This window comes from Microcoleus sp. B3-A4 (genome assembly GCF_036705385.1).
Classification (GTDB): domain Bacteria; phylum Cyanobacteriota; class Cyanobacteriia; order Cyanobacteriales; family Microcoleaceae; genus Microcoleus.
In genome coordinates, this window is sequence record NZ_JAUBUI010000041.1 from 1 (window position 1) to 21,443 (window position 21,443).

Annotated in this window: 14 protein-coding genes; 8 read left to right on the plus strand and 6 right to left on the minus strand. The window is 44.6% G+C overall.

Annotation, left to right across the window (positions count from 1 at the left end):
• Positions 1–95 precede the first annotated feature (95 nt).
• Positions 96–2,927 carry an N-6 DNA methylase gene (locus QUB33_RS17090; protein WP_333351791.1) on the plus strand — a complete coding sequence of 944 codons (2,832 nt, stop codon included), beginning with the start codon at positions 96–98 and terminating at the stop codon, positions 2,925–2,927.
• Positions 2,924–3,970 carry a hypothetical protein gene (locus tag QUB33_RS17095; RefSeq protein WP_333351793.1) on the plus strand — a complete coding sequence of 349 codons (1,047 nt, stop codon included), beginning with the start codon at positions 2,924–2,926 and terminating at the stop codon, positions 3,968–3,970. Before QUB33_RS17090 ends, QUB33_RS17095 begins: the two co-directional genes overlap by 4 nt.
• A 70-nt stretch (positions 3,971–4,040) precedes the next feature.
• Here QUB33_RS17095 and QUB33_RS17100 read toward each other — a convergent pair whose 3' ends face one another.
• The 5 genes from QUB33_RS17100 to QUB33_RS17120 all read right to left on the minus strand — a co-directional run bounded on the left by QUB33_RS17100 (position 4,041) and on the right by QUB33_RS17120 (position 8,401).
• Positions 4,041–6,377: a glycoside hydrolase family 31 protein gene (locus QUB33_RS17100; protein ID WP_333351795.1), complete on the minus strand. Its 2,337-nt coding sequence runs from the start codon at positions 6,375–6,377 to the stop codon at positions 4,041–4,043.
• A 65-nt stretch (positions 6,378–6,442) separates the two neighbouring features.
• Positions 6,443–6,580, minus strand: coding sequence for a hypothetical protein (locus tag QUB33_RS17105; protein WP_333351797.1), 138 nt, complete (start codon positions 6,578–6,580; stop codon positions 6,443–6,445).
• Positions 6,581–6,899: 319 nt separating this feature from the next.
• Complete coding sequence (locus tag QUB33_RS17110) at positions 6,900–7,061, minus strand: helix-turn-helix domain-containing protein (RefSeq protein ID WP_333351799.1); 162 nt, start codon at positions 7,059–7,061, stop codon at positions 6,900–6,902.
• A gap of 143 nt (positions 7,062–7,204) precedes the next feature.
• Entirely contained in the window at positions 7,205–7,996 is a 792-nt protein-coding gene (locus QUB33_RS17115) for a DUF3050 domain-containing protein (RefSeq protein ID WP_333351801.1), read from the minus strand.
• Between the two features lie 309 nt (positions 7,997–8,305).
• Positions 8,306–8,401 carry a globin domain-containing protein gene (locus QUB33_RS17120; RefSeq protein ID WP_333349940.1) on the minus strand — a complete coding sequence of 32 codons (96 nt, stop codon included), beginning with the start codon at positions 8,399–8,401 and terminating at the stop codon, positions 8,306–8,308.
• Positions 8,402–9,049: 648 nt separating this feature from the next.
• Between QUB33_RS17120 and QUB33_RS17125 the strand changes: the two genes are divergently transcribed.
• The gene (locus QUB33_RS17125) at positions 9,050–9,661 is read left to right on the plus strand and encodes a 2OG-Fe(II) oxygenase (protein ID WP_333351804.1); all 612 of its coding nucleotides are present in this window, start codon (positions 9,050–9,052) and stop codon (positions 9,659–9,661) included.
• A gap of 57 nt (positions 9,662–9,718) precedes the next feature.
• On the opposite strand, the gene QUB33_RS17130 is transcribed toward QUB33_RS17125, so the two are convergent.
• Complete coding sequence (locus QUB33_RS17130; RefSeq protein WP_333351806.1) at positions 9,719–11,497, minus strand: SWIM zinc finger family protein; 1,779 nt, start codon at positions 11,495–11,497, stop codon at positions 9,719–9,721.
• A 236-nt stretch (positions 11,498–11,733) separates the two neighbouring features.
• Between QUB33_RS17130 and QUB33_RS17135 the strand changes: the two genes are divergently transcribed.
• The 5 genes from QUB33_RS17135 to QUB33_RS17155 all read left to right on the plus strand — a co-directional run bounded on the left by QUB33_RS17135 (position 11,734) and on the right by QUB33_RS17155 (position 21,369).
• Complete coding sequence (locus QUB33_RS17135; protein ID WP_333351808.1) at positions 11,734–12,570, plus strand: GIY-YIG nuclease family protein; 837 nt, start codon at positions 11,734–11,736, stop codon at positions 12,568–12,570.
• Between the two features lie 151 nt (positions 12,571–12,721).
• Complete coding sequence (locus QUB33_RS17140) at positions 12,722–13,972, plus strand: alpha/beta hydrolase (protein WP_333351810.1); 1,251 nt, start codon at positions 12,722–12,724, stop codon at positions 13,970–13,972.
• Between the two features lie 899 nt (positions 13,973–14,871).
• Positions 14,872–17,046 (plus strand): glutamine synthetase III, encoded by a 2,175-nt coding sequence (locus tag QUB33_RS17145; RefSeq protein ID WP_333351812.1) that lies wholly within the window; start codon positions 14,872–14,874, stop codon positions 17,044–17,046.
• A gap of 370 nt (positions 17,047–17,416) precedes the next feature.
• Positions 17,417–18,496, plus strand: coding sequence for a BMP family protein (locus tag QUB33_RS17150; protein WP_333351814.1), 1,080 nt, complete (start codon positions 17,417–17,419; stop codon positions 18,494–18,496).
• A 41-nt stretch (positions 18,497–18,537) separates the two neighbouring features.
• On the plus strand, positions 18,538–21,369 hold the full coding sequence (locus QUB33_RS17155) for a PAS domain S-box protein (RefSeq protein ID WP_333351816.1): 2,832 nt from the start codon (positions 18,538–18,540) through the stop codon (positions 21,367–21,369).
• The last annotated feature ends 74 nt before the right edge of the window (positions 21,370–21,443 follow it).

A 21,443-nucleotide genomic window follows, 5' to 3' on the forward strand; every position in this document is an offset into this window, starting at 1 on the left:
TTTTGTGTTTGTAAGGCAATGATCTATATATATATTGCCTTACAGATTTTTTTGAGTTCACTTTTTCAGTGCCATTGCACTATAGTAGTTACTAATTGGATGCCTTGCTCGGCAGTGCTGTAACCCTACCCAGCGATAACTTTTGTAGTAGACATAACTTTGGTATGACTGGCTCACCGGGACTTGATGATGTAGTTGCAACCGCAATGCGAGTTTGGCAAATGGAGCCACACCGCAATGTGCGTATCCCGGTAGCAGGCAAGGGAGAACCTGTGGCTGTTAATGCTATATGGACAGATTATGGGCTTCGCCCTAGTGCAACTAATCTGGCATTTATGGTTCAAGCTGTTCCGCAGCAGAATATGGAAAAGTGGAAGCGGTGGCTAGGTGATTGGCCTATCCGTGCAGGGCTGTTAGTCTCGGATGAGATGTATCTGCTTCAGTATTACGAGCCATCCGGCAAGTTAGAGGCACTGGAAATAGAACCTGAATCTCTGGCTGTAGAGCTTACTGCACCCAGAAGTCGCCTGTTTACCCCAAAGGCATTGGCAGAGTTTCGTACTGGTCAGCTTTCACTAGCAGATTTGGAAGAATCGATTTCCGAAAACAGCTTCTCCTTTATACTTCGACAACGAGCGGAGCTTGATAAAGCATTTCAAGAGGCAATTCAGGGAGCGCTTGAAGAGATTGGTGTTCCAAATCAGCAAAAACATCCACAAAGCGTCATTTCTTCTCGTCGAAAGATAGCAGGTGATGCAATTCGTGTGGCGATCGCATATTTAGCAGCACGAATCTTAGAAGATAAAGGCTTTTTTGGTTCCTTAATCCCAACCAACGATCCTCGAACGTTGCTCGATCGTACAGTACCTCGCGCAAATGGTTTTTTTAAGAAAGCGCTTGAGGAGTCCATACCTCATTTAGGCGATCGAGTGTTGCGGCGTTTAGGTACTTATTTGGGAAGTCAAGTTAGCTTCGCGCTGGTCGATCATAAAGATGTAGGACTGCTATACGAGCGAGCTATCAAGGAACTGCCCCGCGATATTGGAGGTAAAGATTGGAGTGATTTACAACGGCATTATACACCTGTTGCGATCGCAGAACGTATGCTTGAATTGCTACCTTTGGAAAGGTTAAGACCAGAGGAGCGAGTAATTTTTGATCCAGCCGCAGGTTCCGGTAGTCTCCTTTTAGCTGCTACATCCCGGCTTGCAGGGATGTCTGATATTCCTGAAGATATCAACCAGCGAAACTTATATCTTGAAAGCCATGTAGCGGGTAACGATTTAGACCAATATGCACATTTAGTAACACAGCTCCGATACACTTTGGCCAGAGAGTCGCTGGGTGAGGCTGTTACTTTTCCCTTCCCTTCCCACTTTTATCATGAGGATTACGAGAATCTAAATAAGGCAAACATGGGCATCAAGCCGCGTGTTATTGTTGCCAATCCTCCTTTTGCGGAAGATGGCAAGACTCAACGCGCAGCAAGATTTATAGAAAAAGCATTAAGTTGGTTAGAAAAAGATTCTCAGTTTGCTTTTATCTTACCTCAATCTTTTTTGACAGGTTCAAGTCATGGCATACCAAATGCACGTAGTTCGTTAACTGAGAATTGCCAAATTTTTGAAGTATGGCAGTGCCCAGAGAAAGCTATTGGAATTGATGCAGAACAAGCTGTGTGTATCGTTTTAGGACAAGTAGGTAAACCAAAAATAATAATTTCTAGTGCTGCAAGAGCAGTATTTTCTCGAGCAAAAGACACTGTATCAAATATTCGTAATAATGCTTTCCTTGGCCATCAATGGATTACACGATTAAATTCGGATAATTGGGAAGTTTTTACAGCACCCCCTATTTCCATTCAGATTCCTACAATACCTTTAGGAAATCTTTTCTTTGTTTTTAATGGCGTAACTCCTAGTAAAAACCACAAACCAGTTAGTCAATGTCCACCGAATACTGAATGTAAGTTAAACTGGCGTATGAAATGGCGGGATACAAATCGGCTTTGGGCAGATCCTGACCGAGTTAGGAAAGAGGAACGCTGGATAAGATATGGTAAAGAATTTCTTCATACAGCCGTCCTAAATAATTCGCATTTATTCGATTTACCAAAAATCCTAGTTGGTCGCAAAGTAAATCGAGGCTCTTTGTATCCTCTTGCGGCTCAGTTAGATACTACAGGCCTTTGTCCTGATAATAATATATTTTGTGTTCTTCCTGCCAAAGAAGCTGGAAAATCTACTGAAGCATTGGGAAATAAAAAATTTTTAGAAGAATGGAATACATTAAGTTATGACGATAAAAGACTATGGTTGTTGGGTATCCTAGCTTCTAAAATAGCAAATGCACTATCTCTAATTGGACGGAAAACACATGAAATAACAAGTGATGAGCTATGTAAACTTCTCTTACCTCAGAAAATAGACTGGCGAATAATTGAAATTACTCGTCAAATTGTTGAGCGAGATAAACAGCGTCTTGACATTCCTGAACCCGACGGTCTACGCAGACAATTAGATGAAATTGTAGAAGAATCCTATGGAAATCCTCAGTGGATAGAAATTAAACGCACTGGAGAACCTCCAGAATTAGAATTATGGAAATCAGAACGAACAAAGCCTACGTTAAGTGTGATTGGTCAAATTTTAGAAATTTCTAAAGATAATACTCAGATTCGCCTGTATCTGAGCGGATTGTTAGATGATAATCGGGAAGAATGGCTTCCAATTCTGCCAGAAATGCCCGGTTGGGCGCTTGATGGTACGGTTTTTGAAGCTGAGTTAAGCGAAGATGTAGAGACATTTGAGGAACTTGCTGAACGTCCTTGGGCTATCAGACGTTTTCGCCATACGCCTTATCCATATCTCACTAATGCTGAACTAAAACAGAAACTTAGGGTAGACAGTATTGAGAATCGCTTATGACCTGCAAGCTTACCTTTTTACCTGTGGGAAATGCTGATAGCATCGTTATTTGTCCAGATGACGATTCGACGGTTGTAATTGATATAGCCAATCCGCGCGTGCTTGACAAGTGGCTTCAGAACAATCATCAAAACAATATAAGACAGGTCTATATCACTCATGCTCACCGAGATCATTTTCCTCAGTTAGTCACGCTTGTAGAATTCCTGAAAATTTGGATAAGACGTGGCACAGTTGAAAAATTTATTCTTCCTCATTCTGTGTACAAAGACGCAGTAGAAAAGCTAGATAATAACAGGGGTAAAAGTCCTCATTATCAAAAACTGGAAGTAGCGCTAAATCAACTGGATGACTGGGACAGAAAGAATATTATTCGTATTCTACCAGGTTCTCTTGATTCAAATCAATTCTCACACGGACAATTGAATATAAATATTTTACATCCAAGCCTGCCATTTATTGAAAAGCATTTAGCAAAAAGTAGCGGCAGGCTGAACGAGATTTCTCTTGTATTAAGAGTTACTTATGGTGATTTTGCAGCACTGCTACTTGCAGATATCGAAGGAGATGGATTGAGAAAGTGTGTGGATAGTTCCATGCTCAATCCTCCTGAATTTAGCGCTAACATCGTAAAAATTCCCCATCACGGAGCATGGCCTAAAAATGGGGACGATCTAAAGCAATTACTCGAAACTATTGATGCAGAAATAGCAGTTTTATCCGTAGGTAGTGAAAATACTTATGGTCATGTAGTTCCAGATTTATTCGCTCTGCTATTAAGTCTAAAAAACGATACTTCTAAGCGATTGCAAAATTTTGCCTGTACCGAAGTTACTCGAACGTGCGTTCACTCTGCAAGAAAACGGTCTTCGATGGGAAAATCAGGGTTAGCTAAACAATTATGTGCAGGAGAAATTACTATTTTTGCCGAAACTTCTGGTCAATGGGAGCTTAAAACACAGACAGTTCACGAAGATATAATCTCAACACTTACGCATCCAGCCTGCAAGGGCAAGGCTGACTTGGGCATAATTCCTACTTAAGGAAAAAGTTACTGTTAAAGCCATCGCCCTGAATGAATCCCACCATAGCATAAACCGCTTTATGCCAAAACTATCCAAATGTCAAACGCCGCACCGTACCGTCATCTGTAAATCGCTGTTCGCCAACGCCAACAACTTCCACAATAACTTCCCGTTCTGATATCAAAAATTGACCCTCGCGCGCGGCAATTTCAACGATGATTTTTTCCCCTTCCAAATACACCTTGTAATTAGTCGTAGCCCAGACACCTTTTTCATGTTCAAAACTGTGTCCGTCGTCCTCATAAAGCATCCATTCACCGCTTCCGGGCCAAATTCGCATTTTCAATGACTCAAGCGGTTCTTCGCTGACAAATTGCTTCACAGGTGCGATCGCAATTATGCCCCCGCCCCGCACGTAAAGCGGCATTCTCTCCAAAGGTGCATAAGCTAAAATGTGCGTCGGGCCCTGATAGCATTCGCCCGTCCACCAATCGTACCAAGTCCCCTCCGGCAAATACACCGCGCGGTGTTCAACTCCCGGGCGGTAAACAGGTGCAGCCATCAGCGACGGGCCGAGCAATACTTGATCGTAAAGGTGATAAGTTGCCCGATCGCGCGGAAATTGATATAGTAACGGTCGCAAAATCGGTGTTCCCGTCGTCGCAGCTTCCCAAAACAACGTGTAAATGTAAGGCAACAACTGATAGCGCAAATTCATGTATTCGCGGCAAATCTTCTCAGTGCGATCGCCAAAAACCCACGGTTCGTGTTGGGCCGTATTTATCGCCGAATGACCGCGCATCAAGGGATACAGCATTCCCACCTGCATCCACCGCGCGAACAATTCAGCGGTTGCATTCTCCGCAAAACCCCCGATGTCGCAACCGACAAACGCCACGCCGGAAAGCCCCATATTGCAAAGCATCGGTAGCGACATTTCTAAGTATTCCCACTGCGATAGATTGTCGCCCATCCATACCGACGAGTAACGCTGAACGCCCGCAAAACCCGATCGCGTCAGCACAAAAGATCGATCGCCCGATCGCACTTTTTGCAACCCTTCCGAACAAGCTTTCGCCATCATCAACCCATACAAATTGTGCGTTTCCGCGTGGGTGGCGCCCTCGGATTCCGGGCCTTGCGGTGCATCCAGCGGAAACCAGATGTGTTGGTGGCCGTCGCCAAAAGGCCGTTCTGCGATCGAAGGTTCGTTCATGTCGTTCCAAATCCCCGCAACGCCCATATCTGTAAGGTTTTTGTGCAATTCGCCCCACCACTCGCGCACCTCTGGCCGCAGGAAGTCGGGAAACACCGCTTTTTCGGGCCAAACGTAACCGTGGAATAGCCTTCCCTCTGCAGTGCGGACGAAATAGTCATTTTCCACACCCTGATCGAATACTTCATAATCTCCTTCCGGTTCGTACTTGACACCGGGATCGACAATCGTGACAACCTTAAAACCGGCTGCTTTCAAGTCTGCGAGCAGTTTCGCGGGATCGGGGAAACGCTTCGGGCTCCAGGTAAAAATGCGGTAGCCGTTCATATAGTCGATGTCGAGGTGGATGACATCGCAGGGAATGGCGCGATCGCGAAATTGCTTCGCCAACTCCCGCACAACGTCCTCGGAGTCGTAGCTCCAGCGGCATTGGTGGTATCCCAGCGCCCATTTTGGCGGAAGCGGCATCCGGCCGGTTAACTGAGTGTAGGTAGCGAGAATTTGGGCGGGTTCCGGGCCGTAAATGATGTAGTAGTCGAGTTCCGGGCCTCTGGTTTCCATCCGCAAAACTCCCGGTTGTTGGGCGCCGATGTCGAATTGACTCCAAAATGTGGTGTTGAAAAAGATGCCGTAAGCGCGATCGGGATTCAGGGCGATGTAAAATGGGATCGCCTGGTACATTTCATCGCTGAGAGAATTGTAGTCAAGCGCGTCTATTGTCCAGTTTGTCTTGACTTCCGAGAGTTTGTCGAGAAAGCCGGTGCGTTCGCCGAAACCGTAGAAGTGTTCGTCTGCTTCGATGCGTTTCCAGCCTGCGGTTGCGCCCGTGCGCCATCCCATACTAGGATCGCAGTCGCTAGCAAAGGGTTTTCCCGATTTGTCAAAGCATTCGATGGAAGTGCGATCGCGCTTGACTGAAATCGTTATTTGTGATGTTTCAATTTCTATTTTTTCGTCTGTTTCTCGCACTTCAAATGGTGTGATTTCCCACTCTTCGTCAGGGACAGTTATTGAGTGCGATCGGCTTTTGAATTCACCTGTCGGGGACATTCGCACTCTGATTAAATTCGGCGCGAGGATGCTGAGGTTTAGGGAAGTTTCGCCGCAATTAAAGTGAAAGGTGCGATCGGTTTTATTTATGGATTCTACCGAACCGATTGTTGACCAAGGCTGTTCGGTTTTTTGAAGTTTTCCGAAGTATTGTGGCATATACGATTTGGTAATTGGTAATTGGCAATTAGTAAACCGATCGTGCAAGCTGCACTTGACTGCCGTCATCTAGCTAAAGGAGGAATATAACTTCTCAGCATTTCAAGTAAATTAACAAATGCGGTAAAATATATAGCAAAACCATTTGATTTGTAAACAATCGATTCAATGAGCACAAGCGTTTCAGGTGGTTCTACATTCATGACTCAAATAGACTTGCTATACTTCAGCAATACCGTGCCTAGCCGAATAAGCTACTATCAAAAATGAAATAGGTATCCATAAACCCAGTCAAAAATAACTGACACCTTGCACCCTTTTCAATCAGGCTTTATGAACAGGCAAGATGCCTGTTCCACAAGAAAATTTAGTCTTTGTGGAACAGGCATCTTGCCTGTTCTTGATAACGGTGCAAGATGTCAGAAATAACTTAAATCCGCTACTATAGCAATCCTTGCACAAGTCGTAAATTTTGTACCCCTGTGCCTGACCAAATAGTTGACTCGGTTTACCCCATTTTGCCTAACCAGGGAATAATTTTCCTGTCTCTCTTTTTCCTTTGAGTAGTTTCTGTACCGTACTTTTGCTGACTTGAAATCTTGCTGCCACTTTCCGAATAGAAGTATTACCGGCTTCGTAGGTGTTAATAATCTTTTGACGCATATCTAGGGAGTAGGGTTTCATTTTTTCTCCCTCTTGCCACCTCTACTATTGTAGCTAATCGTTAAGCAAAGTGCTGTAAGATTGCCTGGGATTGCTAGATGAGGCTAGATGCGATCGCTCTTTCAATTTAAAAGGAAGGGCTAACGCGCTCATTTCCGGTTCAACTATTGTTGAATCGACTGAGTGATGCCATCCCACAAACAATGGCGTGCTTGCAGAGCATTGTTAGCAGCATTTACAGCTTGCATCCATTTTAGAGAGTCATTGTCACAAATGTTTCTTAATAGTTTTTGTCCCATTGGTGCGTGTTGCTCTTCATCAAGATGGGTGTGTCGTTCCAGGTAAAGACGAAACGAATTGCAGGGAATACCTTGAGCCTCTTCTAGTTGGGTAAGAATTTGTTGAAACATCTTGGGAATCACATCCTCTCTACCTAATAGAAAAACTGCGGCAACTTCGTGATTCAATCCGCTTGCTGCTTTTAATGTGGTCATTACAAAAGTTTTAGTGGCTTCGGGGATAGGCAGATTTGCCAGAGCTTCATTAGCAGAAAAACCTTGTTGAATTGCAGCAATAAAACTCCGAATTGGTTTGCTATCTGCACCAACTTCTTCCATCGCATCTAGGTAGAGATGAAAGTGACTTGAGTAATAACCTGGAGAAATTTCATCTGTTTCTTCTGCCAAAACTATTTCATTAACTAATCGCGCCGAATGGATATCTATTGGAGGAACCCAAGGTAATTCGATACAAGTCAATCGACGTTGCAGCGTTTTGAGAAGTGTCATAAAATCCCAGACAGCAAAAACATGAGATTTCATAAACACTTGCAGAGATTTCAAGTCATTGACTTGCTGATAAATTGAGTGAGTGAGTAGTGCATTGCGGGCTGTGGAGGTTTGTGCTAATAACTGAATGTATGGATCTAAGGTTTCTGAAATTTGATGGTGATTCATAATTTACTCCAGAGTATTGTTGGCGATTTGCTCGAATTACACCCTGATACAGCACTTTGCCTGACTAAGAGGTACATTAACAGCAATGAGCAAAATAACATTGCACTCTACTCTTTTACCTAATCGTTAACAATACTCCGGACAGTTTTTGGAACGAGACTACAAGCTTACGCGGGGCAAGGATCATAAATAAAGTCGAATTAAATGCCGCGTCAGGGGTGGAGCTGACATTGATTTAATTATCCACAGTGGCTCAAAGTCCTACAGAATAAGCCATTGGGCCATATAAAAACTGTCCGGACTATTGCGTTAAGCAAAGTGCTGTATCTCGTCAGCCAAAACATCGCGGTAAAAATCATCCACTATCTCTTTAATGGCTGGTTCTCCAACCATTTTTTCGTACAATGTTGTTGGCCTATCGTTTCAGCGAGTTGTTGTTTTTTTACTTACTCTGGTTAATTATAGCTGGCACTTTTGCTGTTCTCCACCCGTGAAATATTAATTTAATCTGAAATAATTACTTAGTAACTGTTGTGACTGCTGGTATTTTTTAGACCACCCTCTATTTGTAAACTTTATTAACGTTCGATCGCCAGTTAGATATTGTCGATCGCCCTCCCAGCCTATTGACCTAATGCACGGATTGCTTTTTCTAGCAAGACGTTTCCTACACAGGGCCAACACCCATCGGTTTTAAAGCTAGCAAACTCAAGAAATCGGTGATAAAACAGAAGCCGGATGCGATCGCGGAAATTAGACCCCCCCTGCAATTCCACAAGTTAAAATAAATGGGCGATCGGCTCCTGAGCGGCATCATGTATAAGGGAATTGCAAATATAATCGAATCACCACCACGATCACCTGTATACTGATATTCTACCGTTACTCCTCGGTTGCGACACTTCCGGGCATCGCCCGCAGTTAAGAAAAACCTTTGACTTAAGTACGCGGACTGAAATCAAGATTATTATGTCCTCCGCGAGAAACCAAGCAATCCCAAGTCTGAGCGATTGCTGCATTTCTATCTGCTGTTTCCTTAAACTTTGATGATTTTTGAGTGCCTTGAAATACTATAGCCAACATCCTAACGCTTTCTCGATCGACTACCTCAACGACTTGCGAGGAGCAATTCTAGCCTCCCCTTATCTAGCAATCAACAACCTCAATCGCGATTTCATTGGCACAAAAGGGTTTTCCGTGGTGTTTCAACGTTCGGAAATCGCCGAAGTAGAACGGCGGTTCCCTTTGTTCAAACCCTATCTAGACCAAGCATTACAGCCTGAATGCAATGCTTTTTACCTCAACCCTTTGTTGCTGGGTGAAGGTTCCCGCGTCGATCCGCATATCGATCGATCTTTGCGATCGTACTGCAAAACTGTGGAACCTCCCGCAGCCGTCAGCGTTTTATACGTGCAAGTGCCGCCGAACTTGCAAGGGGGAGAGTTGATACTGCGGCGAAACAAACAGCAAGTCGGGCAGATTAAGCCGCAAGCCAACTCGCTGATCCATTTTCAAGGAGATTTGACTCACTCTGTCAACGCTGTTAAAAGTACCGGAACTCGTTTGAGTTTGGTTTGCGAACAGTACAGTTTGAGCGAAACAGAACTGCAAGATATTCCAGGATTCACAGTGGAATCTAGGGCCGTGAAAGCAAAAATTAAGTAAGGTTTATTCGATCCTGGGTTGGGTCGCTTTCACTTGGGTTTACGGTAAACTTAAGGCTCAATCTAAATCAGGATTTTTGAGCATTTCCATCAACTTCCGCTTCCGACTGTGTACTTGCATCAGTTGAGAACGATAAGCAGACCACTGAAGATTTTGCCCAGTGTGTAAATAGGCAGCGCGGGCTTTTTCCAACCACTTAATCGCAAGATTGTACTCGCTTGATTTCCCTTGATCCATAATCGATGCAGCACGCCGACAAGCATTGGCGATTACCCAATCGGGGCTGTGGCTGATAGCAGCCCCCATTACTCGGTGAATCAGTGCTGAGTCGTAATAACTCAAGCCATCAGCAAGGGCGATCGCATCTTCAATCATTCCTTCATGCAGAAAAATATCAACCTTCGCGTCAGTAAACTTCCAACTTTCATTAGTTTTCAGAGTTGCTAACAAATCTGCTTTCAAAGTTGACCAACTATCTCTTGCTAACTCCTTCACTAAACTATAATCGCTAAAAGACGGTTTGATTTTAAATATCTGGATTCTAGCATTTAACGCAAGTTCGTCTTCGCCCAACTCAACAGCCAACTCACTCATCGATGTTGCCAGTTGGTAATGGCAATGACCTGACAAATTTAACCCAGCTTGACAAATTTTCAGAGCTTGTTCTAAGGCTCCCTGTTGCTTTAAAGTTTGAACGAGAGCCAAAGCATCTTCCGCTGATTGCATCTGGGTAGCAGCAGCTTCCACTGCTTCTTCTACTCTCCCCAAACGAGTTAACATCGTCAAGTATTGTTGAGTACAACCTTCTGCTTGGGCTAAGTATAAGTATTCTCGATCGCGTTCCTGGCGATCGAGGATTTGCAAGCGAATCAATGTTAAGTCGTGAGCACAGTCTGGTGCGTCACCAGCCCAAACTCCTGACCCAGTAATGTTTCCTTCAAGTACCTGTTGGAGTAGGGGGTCATCCCAACCTTGGCGTAAAGCTTCCAAGCTCATACTGAAATCACAATCCCATTCATCTTGCCAAGCTTCTAACATCACCTGGAGATCGATCTCTTCTTCAGCAGTTAGTTGAGCCGTCAAAATGGCTTCTGTCCAAGCTTCATTCAAAGCGTTAGCTATCTCAGAATTGTCAGCGCCAAACTCTTCTACATCATCCCAATCTTCAACGCAGGCTGTGGTGATGGCTTCTAAAATTACTAAGGCGTTGTTGCCATCCCCATGTTCGCTGAATTCCTGGGCTCGCTGAATTAGATCTAAAAGTTCTTCTGTAATCGGGTCTTCCTCCCATCCATCCTCCAAATACCTCACAGCCTCTCGCAAAATTCGTCGTACTTGGTGTCGAAAGGGAGCAGGATCGATGGAGGTGTGGCGCGGTGCTTTGGTAGGTTGGTTTGAAGGTGCAGGAATAGCACTTAAGTTAATGTATTGTTCGATCGCATCAATGAGTGATGGTTCTTTTTGTACTAAATGCTGTATTAATTGCTGGGTTTGTACATCGTTGAGGCGATCGAGCAATTGTTCCAATGTCGGGCCCTGCTCAATTATTTCTGGTTGCCGCAGACACAATAACAACGTCGCAACAATGTGTTTACACCACCCATCGTTATCGTAAGGACAAGTGCAGAATAATGTAGATGCTAATCCGGCATCATCAAAGGGCAGGGTAACACGGTAGGGTTCTACTTCGGAACCCTCCACTACTGCTTGCACCATATTGCCACGCCGGACTGCCCTAGTAACATTGCCAGCTAAATAGTAAGCTTCACCCCGCTTGAGGGATTGGGCAGAGGTGTGAAGCTCGATCGTTGTTTCACTGAGTTTGGGAATGGGCATGAGACTATGCCTCAGCAATTAAAGGATTAGACTCGATTTTACCTGAGAAATACACTTAGTCTACAATTTAATTGCGTCCCGATTAGAGGTTTCCATAAATTTCAAAAATCTGTAAAGCAAGCACTGAGAAGGTTCCTTACAAAGGAAAACGAGTAGCACTCGACACAAAAAATATTGGCAATAGTTTATTATTAATTTATAATTAGTGCTTAGCTAAGAATCATTAAATGTCCAGTATGCTTAATCCTTTGCAGTTACCCTCAATTCCTTTATCTGAACGCAAGCAGTTACCTGAATGTGCAGCTATATATTTTGCGATAGATGCAAATAATAGAGTTCTTTATATAGGGAAAGCTAAGAATTTGGTGGCAAGATGGAGAAATCATCACCGCATCCATAAGTTAGAAGAAATTGACCAAGAGTTTCCTGTTAGACTGGCTTGGCAAGCATGGAATGAAGAAAACTTGGGTGAAGCAGAAAAAGGCTTAATTAAAAGATTCCAGCCTTTGCTGAACAATACAGAAGTTGAAAGACCTGCTGTCATCCCATCAGAAATTGTGTTAAGAGATTTTCTAAAAAACTTTTCAAGACGGCTAATTATTTTCGGTATGGAACCTAAAGCTCCTGACACGCTCCTCAAAGTCCATCTCAAATATGATTGGCAAAATTTGTCTTCTCAGGGAACAGCAGCTAAGATCAAAGACTACATCAAACAAAACCAAAACACAAATACAAGCCTAAAATTTAAGCGTCATAGATATAGTAAATTCAATTTATTCGCTGGAGAAACTTTTCGTCCAGGTAGTAGAGCGCAGCGAACAATGGCCCGGCAACATCGGTCATACAACAACCACTGGGAATTTGCGTGTAATGGTGTTGTCATTCATATCACCCCTACAGATTTTTATCGTAACTATAAAGAAAAAACTCAAGTGACCAAACTAGCGGGAGTAAATTTTCGTGCAATCACAGAAGAGGTGTTTGCGGAGGCCCAAAAAAATAGTAATTATGAATTCTCTGGATTATGTTGTTTCAGAAGCGATCCAGTTCCCCTGCTTTGGGTTAACTTGTAAAGCCACCCAACGATGCAAAGCATTTTCGATCGACGCAGGATGTCGGAGGCAATGAAGCTGCTGGTTTGGTAAAACGCCAGAGGCGATCGCCTCACCAATAAAAACCGCCAGATTAATTTAAACTGATTAAAAATTAGGCTGCGAAAATCTGATGATCCGCAAGAAGAACCGCAAAAAGTTACCTTTATTGGCAGCATTCTTAGTCTCGCCCTTTATTTCTTGGTTTCTGAGTGCGATCGCACTATTTCTCAGTCTCTGGGTCATCGTACCAGCACCCACGATGTTCCTGTACCCTTTGGCGGTGGGAGCACCAGAAATCAGTCCTTGGTTGGTCGGTATCAATACGATCGCCCTTCTGCTGAACCTGCTCCGACGGCATCAAGGCAAAGTCTACATTATTTTACTGATTTGTAACCTGTTCGCTCTAATCCTGGGCCTGCTTCCCCTGATTCAGTTCCCAGCAGCCAATGCAGCCATAGCTACCCAAGTGCAAGCTGTACTAGGGGAAAACTATTTAGCAGCCGTTCCTCAAGCCGATCGCGTCCAGCTACGCCCTCAACCGTTTATCCTCGCAGATGCGTTCCGAGGAATTCCCATCACAGAGGTTAGGATCGATCGGGCTATTGTATTTGCCAACCCTGACGGAGTTTCACTGCAACTAAACCTTTATCGGCCGATGCAAATGGGCAAATATCCGGCGATAATCACACTCTACGGAGGAGCTTGGCAGAGAGGCAATGCCGATTCCAATGAGGAATTCAGCCGCTATATGGCCGCCCAAGGCTATTGTGTGGTTGCAGTTGATTACCGCCACGCTCCCAAGTATCGATTTCCTGCTCAGCTTGAGGACGTACAAGCCGCTCTTTCCTATATCAAAACTCATGCTGCTGATTGGGAAATCGATCTCGATCGAATTGCTCTGATGGGAAGGTCTGCAGGTGCCCATTTAGCAATGCTAACTGCTTATGATTCTAGTGTGCTTCCAGTTCGAGCCGTGGTCAACTATTACGGGCCAAATGACCTGATTCGGGGATATAATGACCCACCTTTTCCTGATGCTATAAATGTTCGAGCCGTCTTGCGTGCCTTTCTGGGAGGAACCCCAGACGAACTCAACGAGCTTTACCGTCGGGCTTCTCCCATAAATTATATTAAACCGAATCTTCCCCCTTCTCTACTGGTTTATGCAGGTCGCGACCATATCGTTCAGCCCAAGTTTGGTCGATCGCTCTACCAACGATTGCGAGCCACGGGCGATCGGGCTATTTTGCTCGAAATTCCTTGGGCTGAACACGCCTTTGATGCAGTTTTTAATGGGCCGAGCAATCAACTTGCTTTGTACTACACAGAACGCTTTTTGGCTCATTCTCTGAAGTCTTCCGATTACCAACCAATTAAATAAAAGTTTAAAATTTACTTATTTATGCTCAATAAACGGCGTCTCAAACTGTCTGAACTATTGCTCTAAGTCTCTTCATTTTAAATTCATAGAAATCCCCATTACTGCGCTGGGAAAGTTTTGTGGGGCTGCTGAATAAAAGCTGACCCCGCCAGCGGTGCGACAACCACGGGAAAATTGCCCCTACAAATTTCATACCAGAATTCAGCAACGCCAAAGTGAGATCCTTTTCTTGGTACACTATATATAGTATCCCTCGATAATTCCTGTAAATGTACGATCGCCCCTCAGTTTCAGCACCCCGCGTCCTGTTAAACTGGAATCCTGCGGTTGTGTGCGATCGGCGCGATCGACCCTTCGGAAAAAAAACTAAAATTCTGTAGCCTGCGATACATTTATTTGGTTAATGATTGTTTAAACTCTCCAAGTGTAGATTGTGTACTCTCCATAATTCTCCAAAACCCCTAAACGAGTGCGTTGTTTGCTGGACTGCGATTTATCGATCGTCGAACCGTTAAAAACCATAAGTAGTTTTGACCTGAATTCATCGGAATTGATTCGCACAAAATTTTTGAGCTGACCAGGGTGAAGATTAGTTACTAAATTTGTGCAGTGCAGACATCTATAATGTTGACTCAAGTTTGTACAGGCTCTTGCCATCTATCTTCTTGCTAATAACCGCAATCCAACCGCATCTCACACAGGATTGTCACACCCGATGGACGGCGAAGTCATTGCGCCTCGCTCCTCCAATCTTTTAGAGTCTGCTAAAAAGGCATTCTCCCAAAAGTTAACTTTGACTAAAAACGTTGGGTAAATCCAACATATTCGTCAATCGTTAGACTTTTGCTAACATCTATTTTTTATCAACAACTCGTCCTGCAATCCCAATAAAAATAACCATGAGTGGAAACCAATCGCGCGTTCAAGCAATTTCTCAAATCGTCAACCGCAAACAGATGCCTGCCCAGCCTCCCAAGCGGCTAGAAGATTTGTGGGCAACAGACGTTTTTAGTCTGAGCAAGATGCAAGAAAGTCTGCCCAAAAGCATTTTCAAATCAGTAAAAAACACCGTTCAAACAGGCCAAAAACTAGATGATTCCGTAGCTGATGTAGTTGCAGCCGCAATGAAAGATTGGGCTATTTCCAAAGGAGCCCTCTACTACGCCCACGTATTTTACCCGCTAACCAACAGCACCGCCGAAAAGCACGATGCTTTCATCTCAGTGCAAGGCGATGGCTCCGTCATCTCAGAATTTGCAGGCAAAGTTCTAGTACAAGGCGAACCAGATGGCTCCTCATTCCCCAACGGCGGCATTCGCTCCACTGCCGCCGCTCGCGGATATACAGCCTGGGATGTCACCAGCCCTGCTTATGTCATGGAAACAGACAACGGCATGACATTGTGCATTCCCACTGTTTTCATCTCCTGGACAGGTGAAGCCTTAGACAAGAAAACGCCGCTTTTGCGTTCCATTGCCGCAATGAACAAAGCAGCAATCCGAGTGTTAAAGCTATTAGGAAATACCGAAGTTGCTCCCGTCAATTCCAGTTGCGGTCCCGAACAAGAATACTTCCTGGTAGATGCCAATTTCACCACCAGCCGCCCCGATTTACTGCTAGCAGGTCGCACCCTTTTTGGCAAACCTCCTGCCAAAGGTCAGCAATTTGACGACCACTATTTTGGAGCGATTCCAGAGCGCGTTCAAGTCTTCATGCAGGAAGTAGAAGAAAGAATGTACCGGCTGGGAATTCCTGCCAAAACCCGCCACAACGAAGTAGCTCCCGGTCAGTTTGAAATTGCACCAGTTTTTGAAGCTGCAAACGTCGCCAGCGACCATCAACAATTAACCATGACAATTCTACGCAACACTGCGAAGAAACACGGTTTTATGTGTTTGCTGCACGAGAAGCCTTTCGCCGGCATTAACGGTTCTGGCAAACACGTCAACTGGTCGGTCGGCAATGCCACCCAAGGAAACTTATTAGACCCAGGCGATACACCGCACTCGAACATACAATTTCTAGTATTCTGCGGCGCTGTGATTCGCGGAGTTCACAAATACGGGCCGCTGTTGCGCGCCGTAGTTGCGACTGCCAGCAACGACCACCGATTGGGTGCAAATGAGGCTCCGCCAGCAATTATCTCTGTCTATTTGGGTTCGCAATTAGAAGATATCTTCGGGCAAATTAGCCGGGGAGAAATTAAGGACTCTCAATGTCGGGGAATTATGAACTTAGGTGTAGAAACACTGCCTACTTTCATGAAGGATGCTGGGGACAGAAACCGGACTTCGCCCTTTGCCTTTACTGGAAACAGATTTGAATTCCGTGCAGTAGGTTCCGGTCAATCTGTTTCCGGGCCGCTGGTGGCGATGAATACAATTCTTGCAGATTCTTTGGACTGGATTGCTAACAAATTAGAAAGCGATTTGGCTAACGGAACTGAACTGAATGCTGCCATCCAAACTGTTTTGAAAGAAGTGATGGATGAGCACGGCGCGGTTATATTTGGCGGCAACGGCTATTCGGAAGAATGGCACAAAATGGCCGTTGAGGAACGGGGTTTAGCTAACTTGCGGACTACGGCAGATGCTTTGCCCGTGTTGAAGGAAGGATACATTGAAGACTTGTTTGAAAAGACAGGTGTTCTGACTCCGGTGGAATTGGAAAGCCGTTACGATGTTTATGCAGAGCAGTATTTGCTGGCCATAGAAGTCGAAGCAAAACTGGTAATAAGCATGGCAAAAACCATTATTTACCCCGCAGCGGTGAGGTATTTAGCTGAACTTTCTGGCACGATTTCTAAATTGAAAGAGATTGGGATTGAATTGGAAAAGGAAAGTGCTGAAAAAGTAGCGGTGCTGGTTAAGTCCATGATGGATACTGCGAGCAAATTGAGTGCTGCTTTGAGCAAGCACGATTTTGCTTCGACAGAAGACCATATGCAGTATGCTTCGCAAACAGTTCGTCCTTTGATGGATGAGGTTCGCAAGTATGCGGATGCTCTGGAAGGTGAAGTGGCTGATGATTTGTGGCCACTGCCTACTTATCAAGAAATGCTGTTTGTTAAGTAATCGCGAATTCGGTTAATTGCAGGTTAGATTTGTAAGGACACGGCACTGCCGTGTCCTTACTTGTTTTTAAGCTTTTTTAAGCTTAAAGGAGTGGTACGCTGAATCTGTCAGAGTCATTAAATGCGAGCGAGAGTAAGAGTGGTGAAGATTGTTGAGATACCCTTCAACAAATTTATCATTGAATCTAATCAAAAATAAATTTAATGCTGAGGTAGACATTACTGACAGTATTGACGGTAAAAATAGTGAACCTACCATACGCAAATATGCCCAGTCAGGCTAGGACCTGGTAATTGCAGCCAGTGGTGCCTATTCCAAAGCTGTGGTAGGCTGAATCTGTCAGAGTCATTAAATGCGAGCGAGAGTAAGAGTGGTGAATATTGTTGAGATACCCTTCAACAAATTTATAGGCGTAGAAAAAGTAATATTGCTGCGAAAAGCTATTATGCGAATTCAATCTTTCTTGAAACAAATGACTCTGGCGGCTCTAGCTCTGGTTTTTGCGATCAGTTGCAATCGATCGACTCCGAACGTAAACTCTTCCCCGGAAGCAAGTACCTCTAGCAGCTTTAGAGTGGCAATGCTCACCACAGGCGCCAAAGACAACCAAAGTTGGGATCAAGCTTGCTATGAAGGATTGAATCTAATCAAAAATAAATTTAATGCTGAGGTAGACATTACTGACAGTATTGACGGTGAAAATAGTGAAGCTACCATTCGCAAATATGCCCAGTCAGGCTATGACGTGATAATTGCAGCCAGTGGTGCCTATTCCAAAGCTGCCGAAAAGGTCGCTAAAGAATTTCCGCGAACGAAATTTGCCCTGATTACAACGCATCCAGGGAATAACAGAAATTTGGGGGCTGTTGCCTTTCGATCGGGTGAGGTGGGGTACCTCGCAGGCGCTTTGGCTGCGATAAAGACCAAAAGCAATAAAGTTGGCTATATTGTGGGTGAACCTTATCCGGTTTACAAAGAAGAAGAAGCCTTGTTTAGGCGGGGAGTGAAGGCAACGAATCCCTCTGTTCAAGCCTCGACTGCTTTTCTCAATTCTTGGGTTGATACGGAAAAAGCCATCAAAATTGCAACGGATATGGTGGCCTCTGGAGTAGATGTTTTGACCTTCAACGCGGGTGAGGCAGGGTTAGCCGCGCTAAAAGCCGTTTCGCAAAAGCCAGGAGTCTTTGTGATTGGTAGGACAAAGGATCAGTATGAAGTGGCTCCCGGCAAAGTCCTAACTAGCGTTCTGCAGGACATTCCCAATCTGGTGCTAAATGTCGCAGTATTAACCCAGCAAGGTCGCTGGGAAGGAAAACTTTACAAGTTTGGGCTCAAGGAAAAAATCTACGACTTTGCCCCTTTCCGTGGTAGTCTCACGTCTCAGGAAGAGGACACTTTCAAGACCATCCGAGAAGCTGTGACGACTGGCAAAATCGATGTTTCTCCTTAATGCACCGATTAATTGATTTACTAATATTGATCCTAAGTCCGATGCAAAATCAACGCAACGAGCGCGTTCTGCCGATCGCCAGAAGCTCCCGTTCTCATCCTTGGCAACGCTTCTTTTCTATTGCAAATCAGCTCCGCTATGGTTTGATATTTTTGGTTCTCCTGAGCTTACTGCCCACAGGTGGGTTGTTGATCTACCTCAGCTTTCAGGCGCAGATCCAGGAATCGCGATCGCTCCAAGAAGAGCGTAGCCAGACAGCAGGAGGGCAGATTGATAATTATTTAGATGACTTGAAACGAAAACTGAGCTATTTAGCTAGGGTCAAAGGACTCACAAAATTTCAACCTCAAGCGCAGCAAAGCCTGTTGGAAGGGATGATTCGTCATAATGATGCTTATGAAGCCGTTGCCATTTTGAACCGGAAGGGACAAGTTGTCGCGTCAGTTTCACCCTACGAACCGCTTAAGTTAGAAAATCCCGCCACTTCGCCACTGTTTATTCGTGCCTTCAAACAACAGGAAGATTATGTCAGTCCTGTAGAAATTAATCCTAAAACTCACCAACCAACCACCATTCTGGCGGTTCCGATTCGGAATGAGCGAGATGAGGTGGATGGGGTGCTATTAGCGCAGGTAAATCTCAACTTTCTCTGGTTTATTGTTTCCCAAACGCAGGTGGGCAAAACGGGTTATGTCTATGTAGTTGATGAGCGTAATTTTCTCATTGCTCAAAAGGGTAGTAAGCCAGAAACCTTTCAACTTCAAGATATTTCTAAGCGCCCCTTTTTTCAATTCTTGAAAGCCTCCGAAGATACTAAGCACCTTAACGTTTATCAGGGTCTAAAGCAGGTAGAAGTATTCGGAGCCACTGCCTTAGTTCGGAGCGTGAATTGGAATGTGGTTGTAGAACTGCCAACGGCTGAGGCCTATGCTCCCGTTTACCAAATGCTCTCAATTATGGGAGGCTCATTGACGCTGGTGACGATCGTCGCTGTTGGCATTGGCTTTGTATTTATTCGGCAAATTGTGGTGCCGCTACAGTGCTTAACCGCGGCAGCTACTGAACTCAGTGCGGGGCAGTTAGATACACGGGTCAACATCCACAGCCAAAACGAATTGGGGACATTGGCTATCGCCTTTAACAATATGGCAACCCAGTTAGAGGAACTGATTACAGCAGTTGAAGTGGAACGGAATTTTGTTTCAGCCATTCTTGAAATTGCAGGTGCGCTGGTAGTTGTGCTCGACCCGCAGGGACAAATCGTTCGCTTTAACCGAGCTTGCGAACAAATGACTGATTACTCGTTTAGTCAAGTGAAGGGGCGCTATTTTTGGGACTTGTTCCCGAACTCAGACTTAGCTGGACAAGCCAAAACTGCTTTTGAGTCTTTACAATCTGGTAATTTTCCCCAGCAGTATGAAGGCAGTTGGGTGAGCAAAGATCAACAACTCAGACTTATTGCCTGGTCAGATACTGCTTTACTGGATGATCGAGGTGAAATTGAGTACATCATCAAAACAGGGATTGACATTACTCAACGGAAACAGGCAGAAGAAGAACTCAAAGCGTCGGAACAGCGGCTATCTTTTCTATTCCGCCAAAGTGCACTGGCCGTTGTGGAATGGGATTTAAACTTTCAAGTCACTGCCTGGAATCCAGCGGCAGAAAAGATTTTTGGTTACACGGCTACAGAGGCGATCGGACACCATGCCGCAGAATTAATTGTGCCTGCGTCTGCCAGAGAGGTAGTTGATCGAGTTATGAACAACCTGTTGACTCAGGTTGGAGGAATCTACAGTGTCAACGAAAATATTACCAGAGACGGCAAAACCATTATTTGCGAATGGTTCAATACGCCTTTAGTAGGGGATGCTGGAAAGATTGTTGGAGTTGCATCCTTGACACTGGATATTACTGAGCGCACGCAAGCCGAAACTGCGTTAAGGCAAGCAAAAGAGGAAGCTGAGGTTGCACTCAAAACCTTACAGCAAACTCAAGCACAACTCATTCAGGCAGAGAAAATGTCAGGTTTGGGGCAACTGGTTGCTGGTGTTGCTCACGAAATTAATAATCCAGTCAACTTTATCTATGGCAACCTGAGCCATACTGCCGACTACACGCAAAATTTACTAAAGTTGATTCAGCTTTACCAGCAAACCTATCCAACTAATACCCAAATTCAGGAAAAAATTGAAGAGTTCGAGCTGGACTACATTAGTGAAGATTTACCCAAAATCCTGACTTCAATGAAGGTAGGAGCCGATCGCATTCGTCAAATTGTCCTGTCGCTGCGAAACTTCTCGCGGCTGGATGAGGCAGAAAAGAAGCCAGTTGATATTCACGAGGGGATTGACAGCACATTGATGATTTTGCAAAATCGACTGAAGGCAAATCCGGCTCATCCTGCTATTGAAATTGTCAAGGAGTACGGCGACTTACCGCGAGTAGAGTGCTATGCCGGACAATTGAACCAAGTCTTTATGAATCTTCTGGCAAATGCGATTGATGCTTTAGAAAACTACGACAATCAGCGTTCTCGAAAAGACATCCAAACAAATCCCAGTCGCATCACTATTCGGACTAAGCTAGTCACAAACGAAACTCATTCTGGTTATTCAAAAAATGTAGTAATTCAAGTTCAAGACAATGGGCCTGGGATGCCGGAAACTGTTAGACAACAGGTATTCAATCCCTTCTTCACCACAAAACCAACTGGTAAAGGAACTGGATTAGGGCTATCCATCAGCTATCAAATTGTAGTTGATAAGCACGGTGGCTTACTCCAGTGCTTCTCTCAACCCCATCAAGGAGCAGAGTTCCGAATAGAAATTCCTGTTTTGCAAAGCGGTGCTGTAGCAATTGTTGGTAAATAACTGCGATCGCATTTCTCTATATAGCATTTATTAAGTAGGTTGGAAACTGTTATATCGTATCTGAATTATTTGTG

Excerpts from the sequence above, each read along its gene's own strand:
- QUB33_RS17135 (WP_333351808.1), top strand. The coding sequence starts at position 11,734 with ATGCTTAATCCTTTGCAGTTACCCTCAATTCCTTTATCTGAACGCAAG.
- QUB33_RS17115 (WP_333351801.1), bottom strand. The coding sequence starts at position 7,996 with ATGAATCACCATCAAATTTCAGAAACCTTAGATCCATACATTCAGTTA.
- QUB33_RS17105 (WP_333351797.1), bottom strand. The coding sequence starts at position 6,580 with ATGAATGTAGAACCACCTGAAACGCTTGTGCTCATTGAATCGATTGTT.
- QUB33_RS17100 (WP_333351795.1), bottom strand. The coding sequence starts at position 6,377 with ATGCCACAATACTTCGGAAAACTTCAAAAAACCGAACAGCCTTGGTCA.
- QUB33_RS17095 (WP_333351793.1), top strand. The coding sequence starts at position 2,924 with ATGACCTGCAAGCTTACCTTTTTACCTGTGGGAAATGCTGATAGCATC.
- QUB33_RS17130 (WP_333351806.1), bottom strand. The coding sequence starts at position 11,497 with ATGCCCATTCCCAAACTCAGTGAAACAACGATCGAGCTTCACACCTCT.
- QUB33_RS17145 (WP_333351812.1), top strand. The coding sequence starts at position 14,872 with ATGAGTGGAAACCAATCGCGCGTTCAAGCAATTTCTCAAATCGTCAAC.
- QUB33_RS17110 (WP_333351799.1), bottom strand. The coding sequence starts at position 7,061 with ATGAAACCCTACTCCCTAGATATGCGTCAAAAGATTATTAACACCTAC.
- QUB33_RS17140 (WP_333351810.1), top strand. The coding sequence starts at position 12,722 with ATGATCCGCAAGAAGAACCGCAAAAAGTTACCTTTATTGGCAGCATTC.
- QUB33_RS17155 (WP_333351816.1), top strand. The coding sequence starts at position 18,538 with ATGCAAAATCAACGCAACGAGCGCGTTCTGCCGATCGCCAGAAGCTCC.